General features: G+C 71.5%; 11 protein-coding genes. 6 read left to right on the top strand and 5 right to left on the bottom strand.

Going from position 1 to position 16,203, the window contains the following annotated elements:
* Nucleotides 1-5 precede the first annotated feature (5 nt).
* The 4 genes from AVP41_RS10860 to AVP41_RS10875 form a co-directional block, all read right to left on the bottom strand.
* The gene (locus tag AVP41_RS10860; protein WP_067164243.1) at nucleotides 6-2,063 is read right to left on the bottom strand and encodes a right-handed parallel beta-helix repeat-containing protein; all 2,058 of its coding nucleotides are present in this window, start codon (nucleotides 2,061-2,063) and stop codon (nucleotides 6-8) included.
* Between the two features lie 52 nt (nucleotides 2,064-2,115).
* The gene (locus AVP41_RS10865; RefSeq protein ID WP_067164245.1) at nucleotides 2,116-2,994 is read right to left on the bottom strand and encodes a carbohydrate ABC transporter permease; all 879 of its coding nucleotides are present in this window, start codon (nucleotides 2,992-2,994) and stop codon (nucleotides 2,116-2,118) included.
* Nucleotides 2,991-3,884 carry a carbohydrate ABC transporter permease gene (locus AVP41_RS10870; protein ID WP_067164247.1) on the bottom strand — a complete coding sequence of 298 codons (894 nt, stop codon included), beginning with the start codon at nucleotides 3,882-3,884 and terminating at the stop codon, nucleotides 2,991-2,993. The genes AVP41_RS10865 and AVP41_RS10870 overlap by 4 nt, the downstream gene beginning before the upstream one ends.
* 68 nt (nucleotides 3,885-3,952) lie before the next feature.
* Nucleotides 3,953-5,320, bottom strand: coding sequence for an extracellular solute-binding protein (locus AVP41_RS10875; protein ID WP_067164249.1), 1,368 nt, complete (start codon nucleotides 5,318-5,320; stop codon nucleotides 3,953-3,955).
* Between the two features lie 152 nt (nucleotides 5,321-5,472).
* On the opposite strand from AVP41_RS10875, the gene AVP41_RS10880 reads away from it, so the two are divergent.
* Nucleotides 5,473-7,995, top strand: coding sequence for a glycoside hydrolase family 2 protein (locus tag AVP41_RS10880; protein WP_197464315.1), 2,523 nt, complete (start codon nucleotides 5,473-5,475; stop codon nucleotides 7,993-7,995).
* 2 nt (nucleotides 7,996-7,997) lie between these two features.
* Nucleotides 7,998-11,144, top strand: a complete 3,147-nt coding sequence (locus AVP41_RS10885) for a GH92 family glycosyl hydrolase (RefSeq protein ID WP_067164253.1) — start codon at nucleotides 7,998-8,000, stop codon at nucleotides 11,142-11,144.
* A gap of 125 nt (nucleotides 11,145-11,269) precedes the next feature.
* Here AVP41_RS10885 and AVP41_RS10890 read toward each other — a convergent pair whose 3' ends face one another.
* Complete coding sequence (locus AVP41_RS10890) at nucleotides 11,270-12,451, bottom strand: serine hydrolase domain-containing protein (protein WP_082829159.1); 1,182 nt, start codon at nucleotides 12,449-12,451, stop codon at nucleotides 11,270-11,272.
* A gap of 103 nt (nucleotides 12,452-12,554) precedes the next feature.
* Between AVP41_RS10890 and AVP41_RS10895 the strand changes: the two genes are divergently transcribed.
* The 4 genes from AVP41_RS10895 (at nucleotide 12,555) to AVP41_RS10910 (ending at nucleotide 16,203) form a co-directional block, all read left to right on the top strand.
* The gene (locus AVP41_RS10895) at nucleotides 12,555-13,643 is read left to right on the top strand and encodes a LacI family DNA-binding transcriptional regulator (protein WP_157532456.1); all 1,089 of its coding nucleotides are present in this window, start codon (nucleotides 12,555-12,557) and stop codon (nucleotides 13,641-13,643) included.
* A 171-nt stretch (nucleotides 13,644-13,814) separates the two neighbouring features.
* Nucleotides 13,815-14,450, top strand: a complete 636-nt coding sequence (locus tag AVP41_RS10900; protein WP_197464316.1) for a TetR/AcrR family transcriptional regulator — start codon at nucleotides 13,815-13,817, stop codon at nucleotides 14,448-14,450.
* Entirely contained in the window at nucleotides 14,447-15,367 is a 921-nt protein-coding gene (locus AVP41_RS10905) for an ABC transporter ATP-binding protein (RefSeq protein WP_067164261.1), read from the top strand. Before AVP41_RS10900 ends, AVP41_RS10905 begins: the two co-directional genes overlap by 4 nt.
* On the top strand, nucleotides 15,364-16,203 hold the full coding sequence (locus AVP41_RS10910; protein WP_067164263.1) for an ABC transporter permease subunit: 840 nt from the start codon (nucleotides 15,364-15,366) through the stop codon (nucleotides 16,201-16,203). Before AVP41_RS10905 ends, AVP41_RS10910 begins: the two co-directional genes overlap by 4 nt.

A 16,203-nucleotide genomic window follows, 5' to 3' on the forward strand; every position in this document is an offset into this window, starting at 1 on the left:
GCGGTTCAGCCGATGGTGATCGTGCCCAGCTGCACGGCCCACGCGCTGACGGCCGCGAGCCGCACCTCCACCGCCCGCGTCCCGGAGGGGAGCGCCGCGCTGGTGATGGTGCGAGCCGTCCACCCGTTCGTGGTCGGGGTCGCCGCCGATGCGCTCGTGGTCACCGGCGTCGCGTTGCCGGAGCCGTCGAGCGCGACGACGGTGATCGTCGTCGGCGGCTGTCCGAACAGGTACGACTGGATCGTCACGACGTCTCCGCCGGCGGCGTCCCACCGGACGAAGCCGGCCGCGTTGTTCGTGCGCTTGAAGCGGGCGGCGTCTCCCGCCATGTTGGACAGCGGCCCACTGGTGTCGACGACCATGTTCGCCGAGTGCGCCGTGCTGATGTCCCACGCGCTGGCGGGGTCGACGAGGTCGGGCGCCGAGGCCGGCGGGGCCGCTTCGTGGAAACCGCGCGAGGGCGCGGAGGTCGTGCTGAGGGGCGCCCCGAAGAAGTCGCGCAGACCGTGGGGGCTCTGCAGCACACCGCTCGAGATCGCGGGCGATCCCGCCGTCAGCCGGTAGGAGTCCGCCACCGCGAACCCGTCACCGGAGGCACCGGGGTTCACAAAGCCCGGGGCGCTGGTGATCTTGCTCGCGTCCGCGGGCTCGCTCGCGGGGTGCTGACCCCAGAAGAGGTTGTTCGAGAACGTCGCGTGGGTGCCGAGACCCGGGTAGGTGTAGCCGCCCGTCCCCTCGTGGGAGACGATGTTGTTCTCGAAGAACCACGCTCCGGGCGTCGACGACGCGCAGGCTCCCGCGTCGCCATCGCAGTAGAGCACGTTGGCCGGCGACCCTTCCGGCACGACGAACGTGTTGTTGTAGATGCGGACGGGAGCGGGAACGCCCCAGGAGAACGTCACGACGCCCTTCTCGCCGCTCCACGCGTCGTTGACCGACAGGTTGTACCGCACCACCACGTCGGAGGAGTAGCCGCCCATGAGCAGGATGAAGCCGCCCTCGTTGTCGTGCGAGTAGTTGTACTGCACGCGGGTGTTGGTGCTGCCCAGGTCGACGTCGAATCCCTGGCCGTCGGTACCGTGCAGTTGGGTGCCCGACACCTCGTTGTACTGGACGAGGGTGTTCATCGCGCGCGTCGGCCACAGCCCTGCGCTGGCCGACATCGTGGAGCCCTCGATCGTGCGTTGACCGGCACCGCGCACGACGTTGTACTCGAGCACGGCGCCGTCGGTGCCGAAGGCGAGGATGCCGTCGCTGTCGGGATCGATGACGGTGTTGCCGCGGATGCGGACGTTCGTCGACAGCGCCGACTGTACGACGGAGGTCATCGAGGTCGTGAAGTAGCTGGCATCCCACACCGTGATGCCGGTGCGCCCGACGTCCTGCACGTGGTTGTCCTCGATGAGCACGCCGTCGAAGTTGGCGCCGAGCGCCGTCGTGTCCACCACGATCCCGCCGTTGACGTGGGCGTCGATGCCCACGCAGTGGAAGCATCCGTTGACATCCGAGACCCGGTTGGAGCGGATCGTGATGCCGCGCACCGTGCTGTTGCCCGTCGTGTTGCGCACCTGGATGCCCGACCGCGGCGTGCCGTCGGTGGTGAGCGTGCCGAAGTTGTCGGTGCCGGAGTCGCTGACGATGTCGAGGTTCTCGATCGTCCAGTAGCTCTGGTTGATCAGCTGCACGGCGCCACCGGTGGAGACGGTCGCCCCATCGATGCGCGGCGAGGCGCCGGCGCCGTAGGCCGAGATCGTGATCGGCGCCGATGCGGTTCCGGATCCCTTTGGCGCGAGCTGGCCTGTCCAGGACCCCCCGCGCGCCAGCAACAGGCTGTCACCGGGGGCGAAGGTGTGGGCGCTGGCGGCGGCGAGCGTCTTCCACGCCGTGGCGGGCGACGTCCCGGCGGCGGCATCGTTGCCGGAGGTCGCGTCGAGGTAGTAGACCGTGGGCGCGGCGGAAGCCGCGGGGGCGGCGGCCAGCCCTGCGCCCACGAACGCGAGCGCGGCGAGGACGGCTCCTGCCGCGCGGGCGCGTCGAGGGCGCGACGATGTGACTGCGGTCATTGCTGTTCCTTTCGGGGGGTGTCCGCCCGCACCATTGCGGACGGCATCGTCCTCAGTCCTTCAGCCCCGCGGAGAACCCGGCGCCGGCCAGGAGCGGTCGCTGGAAGATGAGGAAGAGCACGATGGGCACGATCGAGGCGACCACCAGCACGGCGAAGAAGGTGGCGAGGTCGGTCGTCCGCTCGATGATCGGCAGCGCCACCGAGATCGGTCGCAGCGCGGGGTCGGTGAGCACGAGCGACGGCCAGAGGTAGTCCTTCCACCCTCCGATCGCGGCCAGCAGGGCCACCACGCCCAGGATCGGGCGGGTCAGCGGCAGCACGATGCTCCAGAGGATGCGCACGGGGCCTGCTCCGTCGATCTCCGCGGCCTCGATCAGCTCGCGCGGGAGGCCCCGCAGGTATCCGGTGACCAGCAGCACGCTGAACGCGCTCGCGGCCGCCGGAAGCCACACCGCCCAGAACGTGTTCTGGAGCGAGACGCCGGTGCCGAACAGGTCGAGCACGGTGAGGTAGAGCGGGACGAGCGAGACCACGCCGGGGAGGAAGACGGTCGCGAGCACGGCCGCCGAGAACAGCGGCGCCCACCGCGGGCGGAGGATGGCGATGACGTATCCGGCCGACAGCGCCACCGCGACGGTGGCCAGGGCCGAGCCGGCGGCGACGAGCCCGGTGTTCAGGAGGAGCCGCCCGGTGTCCACGCCGCGGAAGGCATTGACGTAGTTCTGCCACTCGCCGATCCGGAGGAAGACCCCCATCGGATCGCGGAGGACGTCTTGCGTGGTCCCGAGCGATGCGGCCACGAGCCACAGGAGCGGCCCGAGACCGGCCACGGCGACGCCGACGAGCACGAGCGCGTGGACGAGGCGGACGAGGGTGCCGCGCACCGGATGGCGCAGCTCGGCGGGGGTGAAGATCCCGGCATCGCTCATGACTGCCACCTCCGGGTCGCGCGCAGATAGAGGAAGGAGAGGAAGGCGAGGACGAGCGCGAGCAGCACGCCGAGCGCGGTGGCCGCACCGTAGTCCGCCGAGCCGCCGAAGGCGTAGCGGTACATGAGCAGGAGGATCGTCAGGGTCGCGTTCTGCGGGCCGCCGGAGGTCATGAGGAACGGCTCGGTGAACACCTGCGTCGCCCCGATGAGCTGGAGGAGCATCATGATGAGGATCACCGTCCGGATCTGGGGAAGGGTGACGTGCCACACCCGCTTCCAGATGCCGGCGCCGTCGAGGATGGCCGCCTCGTACAGGTCGGGGCGGACCGCCGTGAGGGCGGCGAGGTACACCAGGACGCTGGTCCCCGCAGCCGCCCACGTGGCCTGGAGGACGATCGCCGGCATCGCCAGCGTGCCGGAGTTCAGCCAGGGCAGCGGTCCGATGCCGAGCGGGGCGAGGAGCGTGTTGAACAGGCCGGTCGGGGCCGGGTCGTACGCGAACTTCCAGAGCAGGATCGCCACGACCGGCGGCACGATGACGGGCAAGTAGGCCAGCGCCGCGTAGAGACCGCGCCGGCGGGCCCGCACGGTCGAGATCACGACGGCGAGGGCGAGCGGCAGCGGGAACCCGAAGAGCACCGCGAGTCCCACGAACAGGAGCGTGTTGCCGATCGCCGTGAGCAGGAGGGGGTCGCTGAGGACGTAGATGAAGTTGTCGAGGCCGACCCACTGAGCCGGACCGAGGAAGTTCGTCTTCTGCAGGCTCATGACGGCGCCACGCAGGATGGGCCACCACGAGAACGCGGCGAACACGAGGATCGCGGGGAGGGCGATCATCAGCGCCGCGAGGCTGCCGCGACGGCGGTGACGCGATCGGGGGACGGACATGTTCTCCTCGGTTCGGGGATGGGAGAGGTGGGATCGGCGTGCCGGGCAGGCCGATCCCACCCTGTTGCTCAGCGGCTGAGCAACGTCTCGACGGAATCGCTGGCCGTGTTCAGCAGTCCGACGATGTCGGCCTTCTCATCGGTGATGACCGCCTGCACGACCGGGTCCAGGGCGGCGTAGATGTCCTGGCCTCGAGACGGCGGCTCCGAGACGACGCGCTGCTCGGACACGCGGTCGAGGTACGGAGCGAAGTTCGCCAGCGGGACCGTGTTGATGTCCGAGACCCACTCCAGGTACTCCTGGTAACGCTCGGCCGTGACGACGGGGAGTCCGGGAATCGCGACGGCCGATCCCTGCGACGCCAGCGCTTCCGCGTAGGCACGAGCGGCCTCCTTGTTCTCGTAGCGCCCGAGCTGGGCGAACGCGATCCACTCCACGGCCGCCTTCGCTTCGGCCGGGGTGGCCTTGGGGCTCACGATGTCGATGTTGCCGCCGGAGAGGGTCACCGGAGCCTCCCCCGCCGTCAGGGTCGGCATGGCCGCGAAACCGAAGTCCTTCGCCGGGAAACCGAGGAGTTCGGTGAGGGGCTGGTACGCGTCGGACTGCAGGATGAACATCCCGGCCTGGCCGGCCGCGAAGGCCTGGGCGAGCTCGGTGGCCGACAGCAGGCCGTTGGGTGAAAGGCTGCCGTCCTTCCAGCGCATGTCGTGGAGGTACTGCAGAGCGTCGATGCCCTGCTGCGAGGCGAAGGCCGGCGCGTCGCCCGCCTCGTTGACGATGGCGCCACCGCGCGCGATGATCTCCGTGCCCAGCACCCAGCCGCCCTGGTTCTCGGTGGTGACCTGTGCGAATCCGGGTTGTCCGGTCTTCTCGGTGATGGTCTTGGCGGCCGCGCGCACCTCGTCCCAAGTGGTCGGAGGGCTGTCCGGGTCCAGGCCCGCAGCCTCGAAGACCGCGCGGTTGTACACGAGCCCCATGGCGTACGCGGAGGTGGGAACGCCGTAGTAGTGATCGTCCTTCGTGACGATGTCGGCGATCTGCGGGTTGAGCAGGTCGATCACGCCGGTCGAGGTGACGGCGTCGGTGATGTCGGCGACCTGACCGCGCTCGATGAGTCCGCGGATCTCGGTGAAGGGCACCCCCGTCACGGTCGGGAGGTCACCGGCGGCCAGTCGCGCGGCGAAGGTCTGCGCGTCCCAGCCGTCTTCCGTGGTGGTGATCTCGTAGTCGGGGTGGGCCTTCTGGAACTCCTTGACCCGTGCGTCGAAGAGGTCGCGACGGGCCTCTTCCGTCGCGGCCGGACGGTTGCCGATGACCAGGGCCACCGGGCCCGTCTCTTCGGGCGTGGATGCCTGACATCCGGTCAGGGCGGACAGCGCGAGGGCGCTGAGTGCTGCGAGGCTGACCGCGGTTCGGGTCCGGCCGTGTTTCCTCATCGAAACTCCTGTTCTCGTGTCGCATTGCCGACATTCGGTGCGTGATGTAGCTTGGGACACCGCTGGTGCCAAAGCGCTTTTGCACGATAGCCTCACTCCGGCCTCCGATGCAAGACCAGCCCTCCACGATCGCAGAAAACGAGGATCCACTCTTGCTCACGCGCACCCCTCTCGCCGCCGCCTGGCAGCTCCGCGCCACCGCCGGCCCTGCGCCCGCCAACGTCGGCGGTCGCGACTTCGATGCCCCCGTGCCCGGCGACGTGCACACCGCCCTCCGGGCCGCCGCCGCGATCCCCGACCCGGTCGACGGCGACAACGAGCATCGCCTCTCATGGATCGGTCACACCGACTGGCGCTACGCCACGACGGTGGCGACCCTCGACCCCGCGGACGCGGCCCACGAGCACGTCGAGCTGGTCTTCCACGGCGTCGACACCATCGCCCGGGTCGAGGTCGACGGCGAGGTTCGCGGGCGCAGCCGCAACATGCACCGCACCTGGCGGGTGGCGATCCCCGAGGCCCGCGACGCCGACGTCGAGCTCGCGGTCCATCTGGCGTCCCCCATCGCCGCCGCCCAGGCCGAGCGGGACCGCCTCGGCGCGCGTCCGAGCGCCTTCGATCCCCTTCCCCCCTACATCCGCAAGAAGGCCTGCGACTTCGGCTGGGACTGGGGCCCGGCCCTCCCCGGCGCGGGGATCTGGCGCCCGGTGGAAGTGGAAGCGTGGTCGACGGCCCGGCTCTCCGCCGTCCGCCCCACCGTCCGCCTCGTGGGCGATGACGGAGGGGTCGCCCTGGACATCGACATCGAGCGGACCGAGTCCGGGATGTCCGCGGCGCTGGAGATCGTCGCGAGCGTCGACGGCTCCTCGGTCGTCATCCCCGTGCCGGTGGGCGCCGACCGCGTCCGCGGCGAGCTGGAGGTGCCCGCACCGCGCCGCTGGTGGCCGGCGGGCCTCGGCGAGCCCTGGCTCTACGACCTCGACGTCACGCTGCGCACCGGTGCGACCGACCTCGACCACCGCCGACAGGCGATCGGGTTCCGTGACCTCGTGGTCGAGCAGATCGACGACGAGGAGGGGCGCAGCTTCGGGATCACGGTCAACGGCGTCCCGCTCTTCGTCCGCGGGTTCAACTGGATTCCCGACGACACCTCGATCTCGGCCGTCACCGCCGACGACTATCGCCGCCGGGTCGCCGATGCCCGCGAGCTCGGAGCCAACCTGCTGCGTGTCTGGGGCGGAGGCGTGTTCGAGAGCGACGAGTTCTATCGCGCGTGCGACGAAGCGGGCGTGCTCGTCTGGCAGGACTTCCTCTTCGCGTGCGCGGCGTATCCCGAGGAGGCGCCGTTCACCGAGGAAGTGGAGGCGGAGGCGCGCGACAACGTCAGCCGCCTCATGCACCACCCGAGCCTCGCGATCTGGAACGGCAACAACGAGAACCTGTGGTTCTGGTTCCTGCACGACTGGCAGGACAAACTGGGCGGCGCCTCCTGGGGCGAGGGCTTCTACTTCGACGTGCTCCCCCGCGTCGTGGCCGACCTCGATCCGGGCCGGACGTATCTCGTGGGGAGCCCGTCGTCGGGCGACCGGTGGCACGCTCCCAACGACCCGTCGCGCGGCGTGATCCACTGGTGGATCCCCGACGACTATCGCGCCTACGACGAGGTGACGCCGCGGTTCGTGTCGGAGTTCGGCTTCCAGGGCCCGCCCGCACGGGCCACCTTCGACGCGGCCGTGCACGACGCCGAACCCGCGCCGTTCAGCCCCGGCGTGATCCAACGCCAGAAGGCCGAGGGAGGCACCGAGCGCATCAACACGGTGCTCGACCAGCACTTCGGTGTTCCGAGCGACTTCGATGAGTGGTACTGGCTGGCGCAGCTGAACCAGGCGCGCGCCGTCCGGTACGGGGTGGAGAGGTTCCGCACGCTGGAGCCGTACTGCCGCGGGACGATCGTGTGGCAGCTGAACGACTGCTGGCCGGCCCTCTCCTGGTCGGTCATCGACGTCGCCGACCGGTGGAAGCCCGCCGCCTTCGCGGTGCGCGAGGCGTATCGCGACCGGATCGTCGTCGCCCGCCACGAAGAGGGCCTCCCCGCGGTGTTCGCCTGCAACAGCACCTCGGTAGCGTGGGACGCGATGGTGCGGGTGCAACGGTGGCAGCACGGGCGCGTGTGCGCGGACGAGACGGTCCGTGTCGCGGTTCCGCCCCACGCCGCCGTCCCCGTGAGCGCCGCCGCCCTGCACGCGCCCCTCGCCGCCGACGAGGCACTGATCGCCACTGCGGCCCTGGACGGCGAGCGCCCCTCCCGGAGCACGCTCCTCGGCACGATCGATCGCGACTTCCCCGACGACGAGCCGGTGTTCTCCGTCTCCACACGCACGCATGCCGCCGGCGTCGAGGTGACGGTGCACGCCGAGAGTCTCCTGCGCGATGTGGCCCTCCTCGCCGAGGACATCGTCCCCGACTCCCGCGTGGACGTGAACCTGGTGACGCTGCTGCCGGGGGAATCGCAGACGTGGTCGGTCCGCACCGCCGAGCCGGCCCGGTTCGATGAGCACGCCGTGCGGCGGGTGCTCCGCTGGGCGCAGGCGGCGACGGCGACCGACCCCGACTTCCGGAGTCTCGCGATGCTGGAGGCCGAGAAGGCCGCGCGGGCGGCGGACGCGCTGTCGTGACCATGCCCTCGCTCCACGCGCACGACGGCCCTCCGGCCCCGCCCGCCTCGGCTCCGGCCGTGGGGCTGTTCGGCGCGCGGTGCGTGCGGTACGTGGTGCCCGCAGGCGCGAGCCGCGCGCGGGCGGTGCTGACCACGCCGGAGCTGTCGGGCGTTCTCGGACTCGCGGGCCTGGTCGGACGACGGATCGGCGACGACGACGAGCTCACGTGGGCGATCCATCCCGCCTTCGACGAGGACGCCGACGACATCCGCGACGGGTACCGCGCCGCCGCCGTCGCACTCGACATCGTGACCGAGGACGGACGGCGATTGCTCGACCTCGTCGCCGCGGAGGCCGACGGCTGCGGCGCCCAGCCCGGCGACCGGCCCGACATCGACATCGCGGACCAGTGGAACCTCCGCCGCGTCTCTCTCGCGCCGCTCGCCGGCGCGACGGTCGCGGAGATCCAGGTCGTCTTCGACGTGCCGCCGCCCCGGGGCCCGGCGGGCGCCGTGTCGGGGTGGATCGACGGGCTCTTCGTGGCGCCCGCGCGACGCCCCGGGTCCGCGCCGTCTCCGAGCGACCGGGTGCCCACGACGCGCGGCACGCATTCCTCGCCGCACCGCTCGCGAGGGCTCACGTCTCCGCTGACGGGAACCCCGCACGGGGGCATCCACGTGGCCCCCGCCACCGACCTGTCCAACGGGCACTGGACCTACACGTGGAACGCGCACGGGCCCGGCCCGCGCGCCCGGCTCGCCGGCCTGCTGATCACTCGCTCCCCGAGCATCTGGATCGGCGACCGCGGGGCCCTGGGCGTGCGGATCGGTCTCACGCCGGACCCGGAGCAGGGCGTCGCGCCGGAAGAGTTCGATCACGACGACGAAGAGGCCCGCCCGCATCGGTATGACGTCCGCACCCGGTCCGACATCCGGATCTCGGCCGCCGCCACCGATCACGCCGCGGTGATCGAGACCGCGCTCCCCCGCGCGGGTCGTGTCGTCTTCACCTCTCTCGCGATGCCCCTGACGCACGCCGCCCTCCTCTCGTCCGGCACCGGCGAAGCGGAGTGGGAGATCGCCTCCACGGTGCCCAGTCCGCACGAGTCCGATCCACTCCCGGGATACGCCTCGGTGCGGATCGCAGGTGGCGGTCTCGACACCGTCATCGCGGACGGTCGCGTGATCGTCGACGTCGACCCCGGCGACGGGCCGCTGCGGATCGAGATCGGCACCTCGCAGATCTCCACCGCACAGGCACGCGACGCACGCACCGCCGTCGCCGGTCGCTCCGTGGACGAGATCTCCGAGGCCGCGCGGGCGCTCTGGGATGAGCGCCTCTCGATCGTCGAGGCGTTCGACGCGGACGACGAGTCCCGCGTGCTCCTCGCGTCGGATCTGTACCGGCTGTTCCTCTTTCCCACGCGGCACGACGAGGACACCGCCGACGGCCCGGTGTACCCGAGCCCCACCCGTCGTTCCTCGCCGGACCGCCCGGATCGGAGCGGCCGGGCTCTCCGCCGCGGCCGGATGCTCACCGACAACGGCTTCTGGGACACGTACCGCACGTGCTGGCCCGCCTATGCGCTCCTCGCCCCGGCTCGCGCCGGCGACCTCCTCGACGGGATGCTCGAGCACGTCCGTGATTCCGGCTGGTCACCGCGCTGGACGGCCGGCACACCGCTCGACGCGATGGTGGGAACGAGTCTCGACGTCATCGCCGCCGATCTCGTCTCCGCCGGCATCCCCGGCATCGACGTGGAGACCGCCTACGCGGCCGCGTTGCGCAACGCGACGACGCCGTCCCCGGATCCGCGATTCGGGCGGAAGGGCATGCCGGGCGCCCTCGTCCGGGGATATGTCGAGGCGGAGGTGCCCGAATCGGTCTCGTGGACACTCGAGGGCGCGATCGCCGACGCCGGTGCCGCCGTTTTGGCGCGCGACGTGGCACGGCGAGAGCCGGCCGGCAGCCTTCGACGGGTAGGGCTTCGCGCCGAGGCGCGCTACCTCGCGCACCGCGCCGGCGCCTACCGCTCCTTGTGGGACCCCGAGACGGCGTTCTTCCGCCCGCGCACGGCCACGGGAGAGTGGGCGGACGAGCCGTTCGATCCCCGCGTCTGGGGTGGGGCCCATACCGAGACCAACGCCTGGACCTCGCGGTTCGGAGCGCCCCACGACGGCGCAGCGCTCGCCGACCTCTTCGGCTCGCGGGAGAGATTCCGCGAAGCCCTCGACGACTACTTCCGCGTGCCGGAGACGGGGCGCGCCGAGTTCGCGGGCTCGTACGGGACGGTGATCCACGAGATGAGCGAGGCCCGCGACGTCCGGCGGGGCATGTGGGGGCTCTCCAACCAGCCCGCGCATCACATCCCCTGGCTCTATGCGCACACCGACACCCCGTGGCGGGCGGGCGAGATCGTGCGCGACGCCGTCGACCGCCTGTTCCGCGGCGTGCGCATCGGTCAGGGCTATCCGGGCGACGAGGACAACGGCGAGATGTCGGCCTGGCGTCTGTTCGGCGTGCTGGGATGGGCGCCGTTCGCGCCCGGCTCCGGCCGGCTCTTGATCCTGCCTCCGCGCCACGAGCGGATGCTGCTGCGCCCCACGGGCGCGGATCCCGTGGAGATCCGCACGACCCGCGAGGCTGCGCAGGACCGGTACATACGCTCCGTCCGCTGGAACGGGCAGGAGTGGACGAGCCCCACGATCGGCATCGACCGCCTGCGGGAGGGCGGGCTCTGGGAGGTGGAACTGGGGCCGACGCCGGTGGCCTGGCACGAACCCGTCGTCTCCCGTCCGTTCTTCGCGCCCGACGACGTGACGGAGACCGCGATGCGCGACGTGACGGTGTCGGATCCCGGCCCGGCCTCCGTCGCCCGCGGCACCGAGCTCGAGATCGCCGTCGAGGGGGTCGGGGAGGGGACTGATCCGCCGCTCCTCGTCGTGTCGATCCGCGAGCCCGGGACGCACTCGTTCGAGGTGACGCCCCTCGGCTCCGCGTCGCCGACCACGACGGTTCGCGAGGCCCGCTGGCGGTGGAGCGATCAGGCGCGGCCGTTCGAGGTCACCGTCCCGCACGGCATCCGCCGACTCCGCCTCCGTTGGACGTCCGACCCCGCGACGCTGACCACCGCCCGCCTCCTCGTCTCCGCCCCCTCCTCCCCCTGACCCCGTCGCTCAGGTGGCGCATTTCGCGCCCTCCAGGATCTTGAGGCCGCAGGATGCGCCACCTGAGCGACGCAGGATGCGCCACCCGAGGGCGCGGCGGGAGGGAAGGGAAGGGAAGGGAAGGGTCAGGGCGCGAGCACGTGCTGTACGGCCCCCAGGAGGCGGGCCCAGCGCGGGTCGGTGCCGGGCTCGGGGAAGAGCATCCGCTGACCGACGAACGAGAAGCCGAGACGGTGCGGAGCGGACGCGAACGACAGGCGACCTCCCATGCCCGCGTGGCCGAACGACCCCTCGCCCAGCATCGGGCAGGCAGGATGGGCGAGCTCGAATCCCCAGCCCCAGATCGTCGTCGGGACCGCGCCCGGTCCGCAGACGGGCTCGGGGATCCCGCCCAGGTGATCGGCGGACACCTCGGCGACGGTCGCGTCGGTGAGCAGACGCACTCCGCCGGTCTCCGCGACGCACGCGCCGTAGACGGTGGCGATCGCGCGGGCGTGAGCGACCAGCCCGCCACCGCCGACCTGGGCGCGAAGGAACTCGGGACCGTTCATCGGCTCGCTGCCCTGACCGCCGGCACCGCGGACGAACAGCGGCATGATCTGGAGGTTGGCGAGGTACGCGGCGCGGCAGGCGCGAGCCGCGTCGGAGTCGCCGTCCATGCCGGGGTCGGTGGGAAACTCCACCGGTCCCATGAGCGCCGGACGGTATCGCTCCTCGGCGTCTCCGGGCAGGCCGAACCACAGCGACGCGTCGAAGGGTTCGGCGAGCCGGCGCCGGACGAGGGTCTGGATGTCCTCGCCGGTGACCCGCCGGAGGATCTCCCCCACCAGGGTGCCGTAGCTCAGCACGTGATAGACGCGGGCGCTCCGCGGCGGGAAGGAGGGTGCCGACGCCGCCAGCCGATCGGCGAGGGCGCGCGGATCGCGCAGGTCGTCGATGTCGTCGAGGGGAAGGACCGGGAGGCCGGCCGTGTGGGTGAGGACGTCTCCGACCGTGACGGCGCCCTTGCCCTCGGCCGCGAACTCGGGCCAGTATCGCGCCACCGGCGCTGCGGGATCCAGACGCCCTGCCTCGATCTCGGTAGCCGCGAGGAGGGCCAGGATCCCCTTGGCGGTGGAGAACGTCAGGGTCACGCTGTCGCGCTCCCACGCCCTTCCGCTCAGCGGGTCGGTTCCGCCCCACAGGTCGACGACGAGCTCGCCCTCGTGCACGATCGCCAGCGACGCTCCGGCTTCGTCCTCCCGGACGACGGCCTCGAAGGCGTCGCGCACAGGCGTCCAGCGAGGTGAGGTGTGGCCGTCGATCACTCCGCGAGTCTATCGGCAAAGCGCTTTGGCACACCATCTGGTCGCTATTGTCGATAGGGCCCGCGACGACCGCGACGCAGAAGGAAGATGGATCGGGGTGAACATGCCACCCAAGCCCGTGCGCTTGAGCGACGTCGCTCGCGCGGCCGGGGTCTCGGTGCCGACCGCCTCGCAGGTCATGAACGGAACGGGCCGGGTGGCGGAGGAGACGCGCCGTCGGGTGCTGCGAATCGCCCGCGAGCTCGACTACCGCCCCAACGCCTTGGCCCGCAGCGTGGCACTCGGCCGCAGCCGGACGATCGGCGTCCTGGCCGAGAACGCGGCCGGGGCCTTCTGCATGCCGGTACTGATCGGGATCAACCGCGCGCTCAGCTCCCGCGACCTCGCCAGCATCCTCTACGACGCCCGCCACGATCCCACCCTCCGACACGAACACGTGCGCCACATGCTCGACCGGCAGGTCGACGGCATCATCGTCATCGGCGAGGGCTCGGATGTCGTGATCGCCGAGCTGGGCGAGGAGTTCCATGGGCCGGTGGTGCACGCCTTCGGCCCGGCCGACCCGCCGCACGCGGTCAGCGTTCGGCCCGACGAGGCTGCCGGAGGCGAGCTCGCCGCGCGGCGTCTGATCGAGCTCGGCCGTCGGCGCATCGCCCACGTCACGGCAGACCCCGCGCTGGCGTCGGTCGCCGCACGCCGGGAGGGATTCGAACGCGCTCTCGCCGATGCGGGACAGCGACCGGCCCTCGTCCTCCACGGCGACTTCACGCGCGCGTGGGGCCAACGCGCGGCCGACGAACTGCTCGCACAGGGACCCGACATCGACGCGGTCTTCGCCGCGAACGACGCGATCGCGATCGGACTGTCCGCCGCTCTGACCGCCCGGGGCGTCCGGATCCCGGAGGATGTCGCCGTGATCGGCTACGACAACGTCGCAGGGTATGGCGACGACATCGACCCGTACCTGAGCTCGATCGATCCCCGGCTGGAACGCGTCGGCGAGCGGGCCGCTCTCGTGCTCATGGCCGCGCTGTCCGACGACTCCGCCGACAGCAGCCCCGTCTCTCCCGTGCTCGTCGAAGGTGCCTCCACGCTCGGCGGCGGCGACGCCACCCGTCATCGCCTGGTCGACGCTCTCCTGCGCAGTTCGACAGCTCCTGCCGTGGGCGCCCCGAGCCCCCCTCGCCGCTGAGCCCGCCTCGCCGCTGAGCGCCCTCGCGACCCCCTCGCGACCACCCAGGGCTCGCCACTCCGGTGATACCCCGCGCCGCACGTCGGCGCGCGCGTCCCGCATCGCCCACCCGCTGGGTCGCGGAGCGCGAATCGTGCGCAACGCATTGAACATGGGTATAGCATGTTGAACATGCGTTCAGTCGAGGATCTCACCGCCCGGGCCCGCGTCCGCGACGCCGCGATCGATTTGTTCGGTCGGCGCGGGTTCGAGCGCACGACGGTGCGCGACATCGCGGCCGCCGCCGAGGTGAGCCCCGGCCTCGTCCTGCACCACTTCGGCTCGAAGGCGGAACTGCGCGATGAGTGCAGCGAGTTCGTCGTGGAGCAGCTCTTCGGGCAGAAAGACGCGCTGAACGGCCCCGACGGAGCGCGCGTCCTCCAGTCGTGGATGCAGGACTACGACCGATTCCGTCCCCTCCTGCGCTACATCGCCCACCTGCTCGTCGACGGTTCGGACGCGGGCCACGCCCTGTTCTCCTCGCTCGTGGAGGGAACGCGCGCGATGCTCGCCGAGCACGCCGAGGCCGGCCTCGTCCGAGACTTCGCCGACCCGCAGGTCATGGCCACCTACCTGACCGTCTTCGGCCTCGCCCCCCTCATCCTCGAAAGCCATGTGGCGCTCTCCTTCGGTCAGCCCGAGATGTCGGGGGCACTCCAGGCGCGGGCCGCTCTGCCGCTTCTCGACTTCTTCACCCACGGGCTCTACACCGACGACCGCTTCCTGCGCATGGCCCACGACGCTCTGGACGGAGACGAACGCTCATGACCGCCGCACTGCAGACACACTCGCTCCACAAGCGCTACGGATCGCGCGTGGCCGTCCAGTCCCTCGACCTCGACGTCGCACCCGGCACGGTGTTCGGACTCGTCGGCCCCAACGGCGCGGGAAAGACCACCACGATCCGCATGCTGCTCGACATCATCCGTCCATCCAGCGGCAGCATCCGGGTGCTCGGCGACAGTCCTCGTGTGGGGGGAGCGGCACTCCGCCGTCGCATCGGCTACATCCCGGGCGAGCTGCGACTGGACGGACGCATGCGGGGACGGACGCTGCTCGACTTCCTCACCGAGCTCAGCGGACCAGTCGCTCCCGGGACCATCGACACCCTCGCCGAGCGCCTCGGGCTCGACCTCCGGCGCCCCGTGCACACCCTCTCCAAGGGCAACAAGCAGAAGCTCGGTCTGATTCAGGCGTTCATGCATCGCCCGCCCCTGCTCATCCTCGACGAACCCACCAGCGGGCTCGATCCGCTCGTGCAGCGCGAGTTCCTCTCGATGGTCGCAGAGGCGCGCGCGGCAGGCCAGACGGTGCTGCTCAGCTCCCACGTGCTCAGCGAGATCCAGCAGGCCGCCGACCGCGTGGCGGTGCTCGCGAGCGGGCGCCTCGTCGCCGAAGGGACCGTCGAGGAGTTGCGCTCCGCGAGCGTGCGACGCGTGCGCGCGGTCGTCTCGGCGCTCTCGGAGGAGGCGGTCCGCGCGGCGCTGGCGGCGTTGCCGACCGTCACCGACGTCGAGGTGATGCCGACCGCCGAAGCACTCCACGTCGCCGCCACCGTGACCGGCGAGGTCGACGGCGCCCTGCGTGCCCTCCTCGGGGGCCACCTGATCGACCTGACCGTCGAAGAGCCCGACCTCGAAGAGTCGCTCATCGATCTGTACGCCCGGACGGAGGGGGCACGATGACCACCACGACGACCGGCCTCCACACTCCGGCCCGCGCCGCCCGCGCTCCGTTGCCCGTCGTCCGACGACTCCTCGCCGATGGCTGGCGCGGGCTCCTCGGCTGGACGCTGGGCATCGCCGCCGTGCTGGCGCTCTACCTCCCGCTGTATCCGTCGATGCGCTCGCCGGAGCTGCAGAAGCTCCTGGACTCCCTGCCCCCGGAGCTCATCCGCACCCTCGGCTACGACGACCTGAGCAGCGGCGCCGGCTACACACAGGCGACCTATTTCGGCCTGCTCGGGTTCGTCCTCCTCACGATCGCCGGAGTGGCCTGGGCTGCCGCCGCGACAGGGGGCGCCGAGGAGTCGGGCCGGCTCGAACTCATCCTCGCTCACGGCGTCGGCCGCATACCGTACGCCGCGGAGGCCGCCGCCGCGGTGCTGATCCGGATCCTGGTGCTCGGCGTCGCCAGCGGGCTGATCATCTGGGCCCTCGATCGACCGAGTGAGCTCGGCCTCGATCCCGGGAAGCTCGCGGGGGCGGTCATCGCCTGGTGCGGGTTGGGCGCGTTCTCCGCCGCGGCGGCTTTCCTCGGCGGCGCCCTCTCGGGACGTCGGATCGTCGCGATCGGTGCGGGCGCCGGGGTGGCCGTGGCGGGGTATGCGCTGCAGGCGCTCGCACACAACAGCCCCGACCTGGAGGCGCTCGGCCACTTCTCGCCCTACGAGTGGGCGTTCGGTTCGGCACCACTCCTGCACGGGCCGGACGGGGGCGGGCTCGCCCTGCTCTGGGGAGGGACGGCGGTGCTGTTCGCCCTCGCGGCGGCCGCGCTCTCCCGCCGCGACATCCTGGGCTGA

Origin of the sequence: Microbacterium sp. TNHR37B, from assembly GCF_001620065.1 — a bacterium.
Classification (GTDB): Bacteria; Actinomycetota; Actinomycetes; order Actinomycetales; family Microbacteriaceae; genus Microbacterium.

Coding starts and splice junctions, on each gene's coding strand:
- AVP41_RS10905 (WP_067164261.1), top strand. CDS start 14,447: ATGACCGCCGCACTGCAGACACACTCGCTCCACAAGCGCTACGGATCG.
- AVP41_RS10895 (WP_157532456.1), top strand. CDS start 12,555: ATGCCACCCAAGCCCGTGCGCTTGAGCGACGTCGCTCGCGCGGCCGGG.
- AVP41_RS10865 (WP_067164245.1), bottom strand. CDS start 2,994: ATGAGCGATGCCGGGATCTTCACCCCCGCCGAGCTGCGCCATCCGGTG.
- AVP41_RS10870 (WP_067164247.1), bottom strand. CDS start 3,884: ATGTCCGTCCCCCGATCGCGTCACCGCCGTCGCGGCAGCCTCGCGGCG.
- AVP41_RS10860 (WP_067164243.1), bottom strand. CDS start 2,063: ATGACCGCAGTCACATCGTCGCGCCCTCGACGCGCCCGCGCGGCAGGA.
- AVP41_RS10885 (WP_067164253.1), top strand. CDS start 7,998: ATGCCCTCGCTCCACGCGCACGACGGCCCTCCGGCCCCGCCCGCCTCG.
- AVP41_RS10910 (WP_067164263.1), top strand. CDS start 15,364: ATGACCACCACGACGACCGGCCTCCACACTCCGGCCCGCGCCGCCCGC.
- AVP41_RS10875 (WP_067164249.1), bottom strand. CDS start 5,320: ATGAGGAAACACGGCCGGACCCGAACCGCGGTCAGCCTCGCAGCACTC.
- AVP41_RS10900 (WP_197464316.1), top strand. CDS start 13,815: ATGCGTTCAGTCGAGGATCTCACCGCCCGGGCCCGCGTCCGCGACGCC.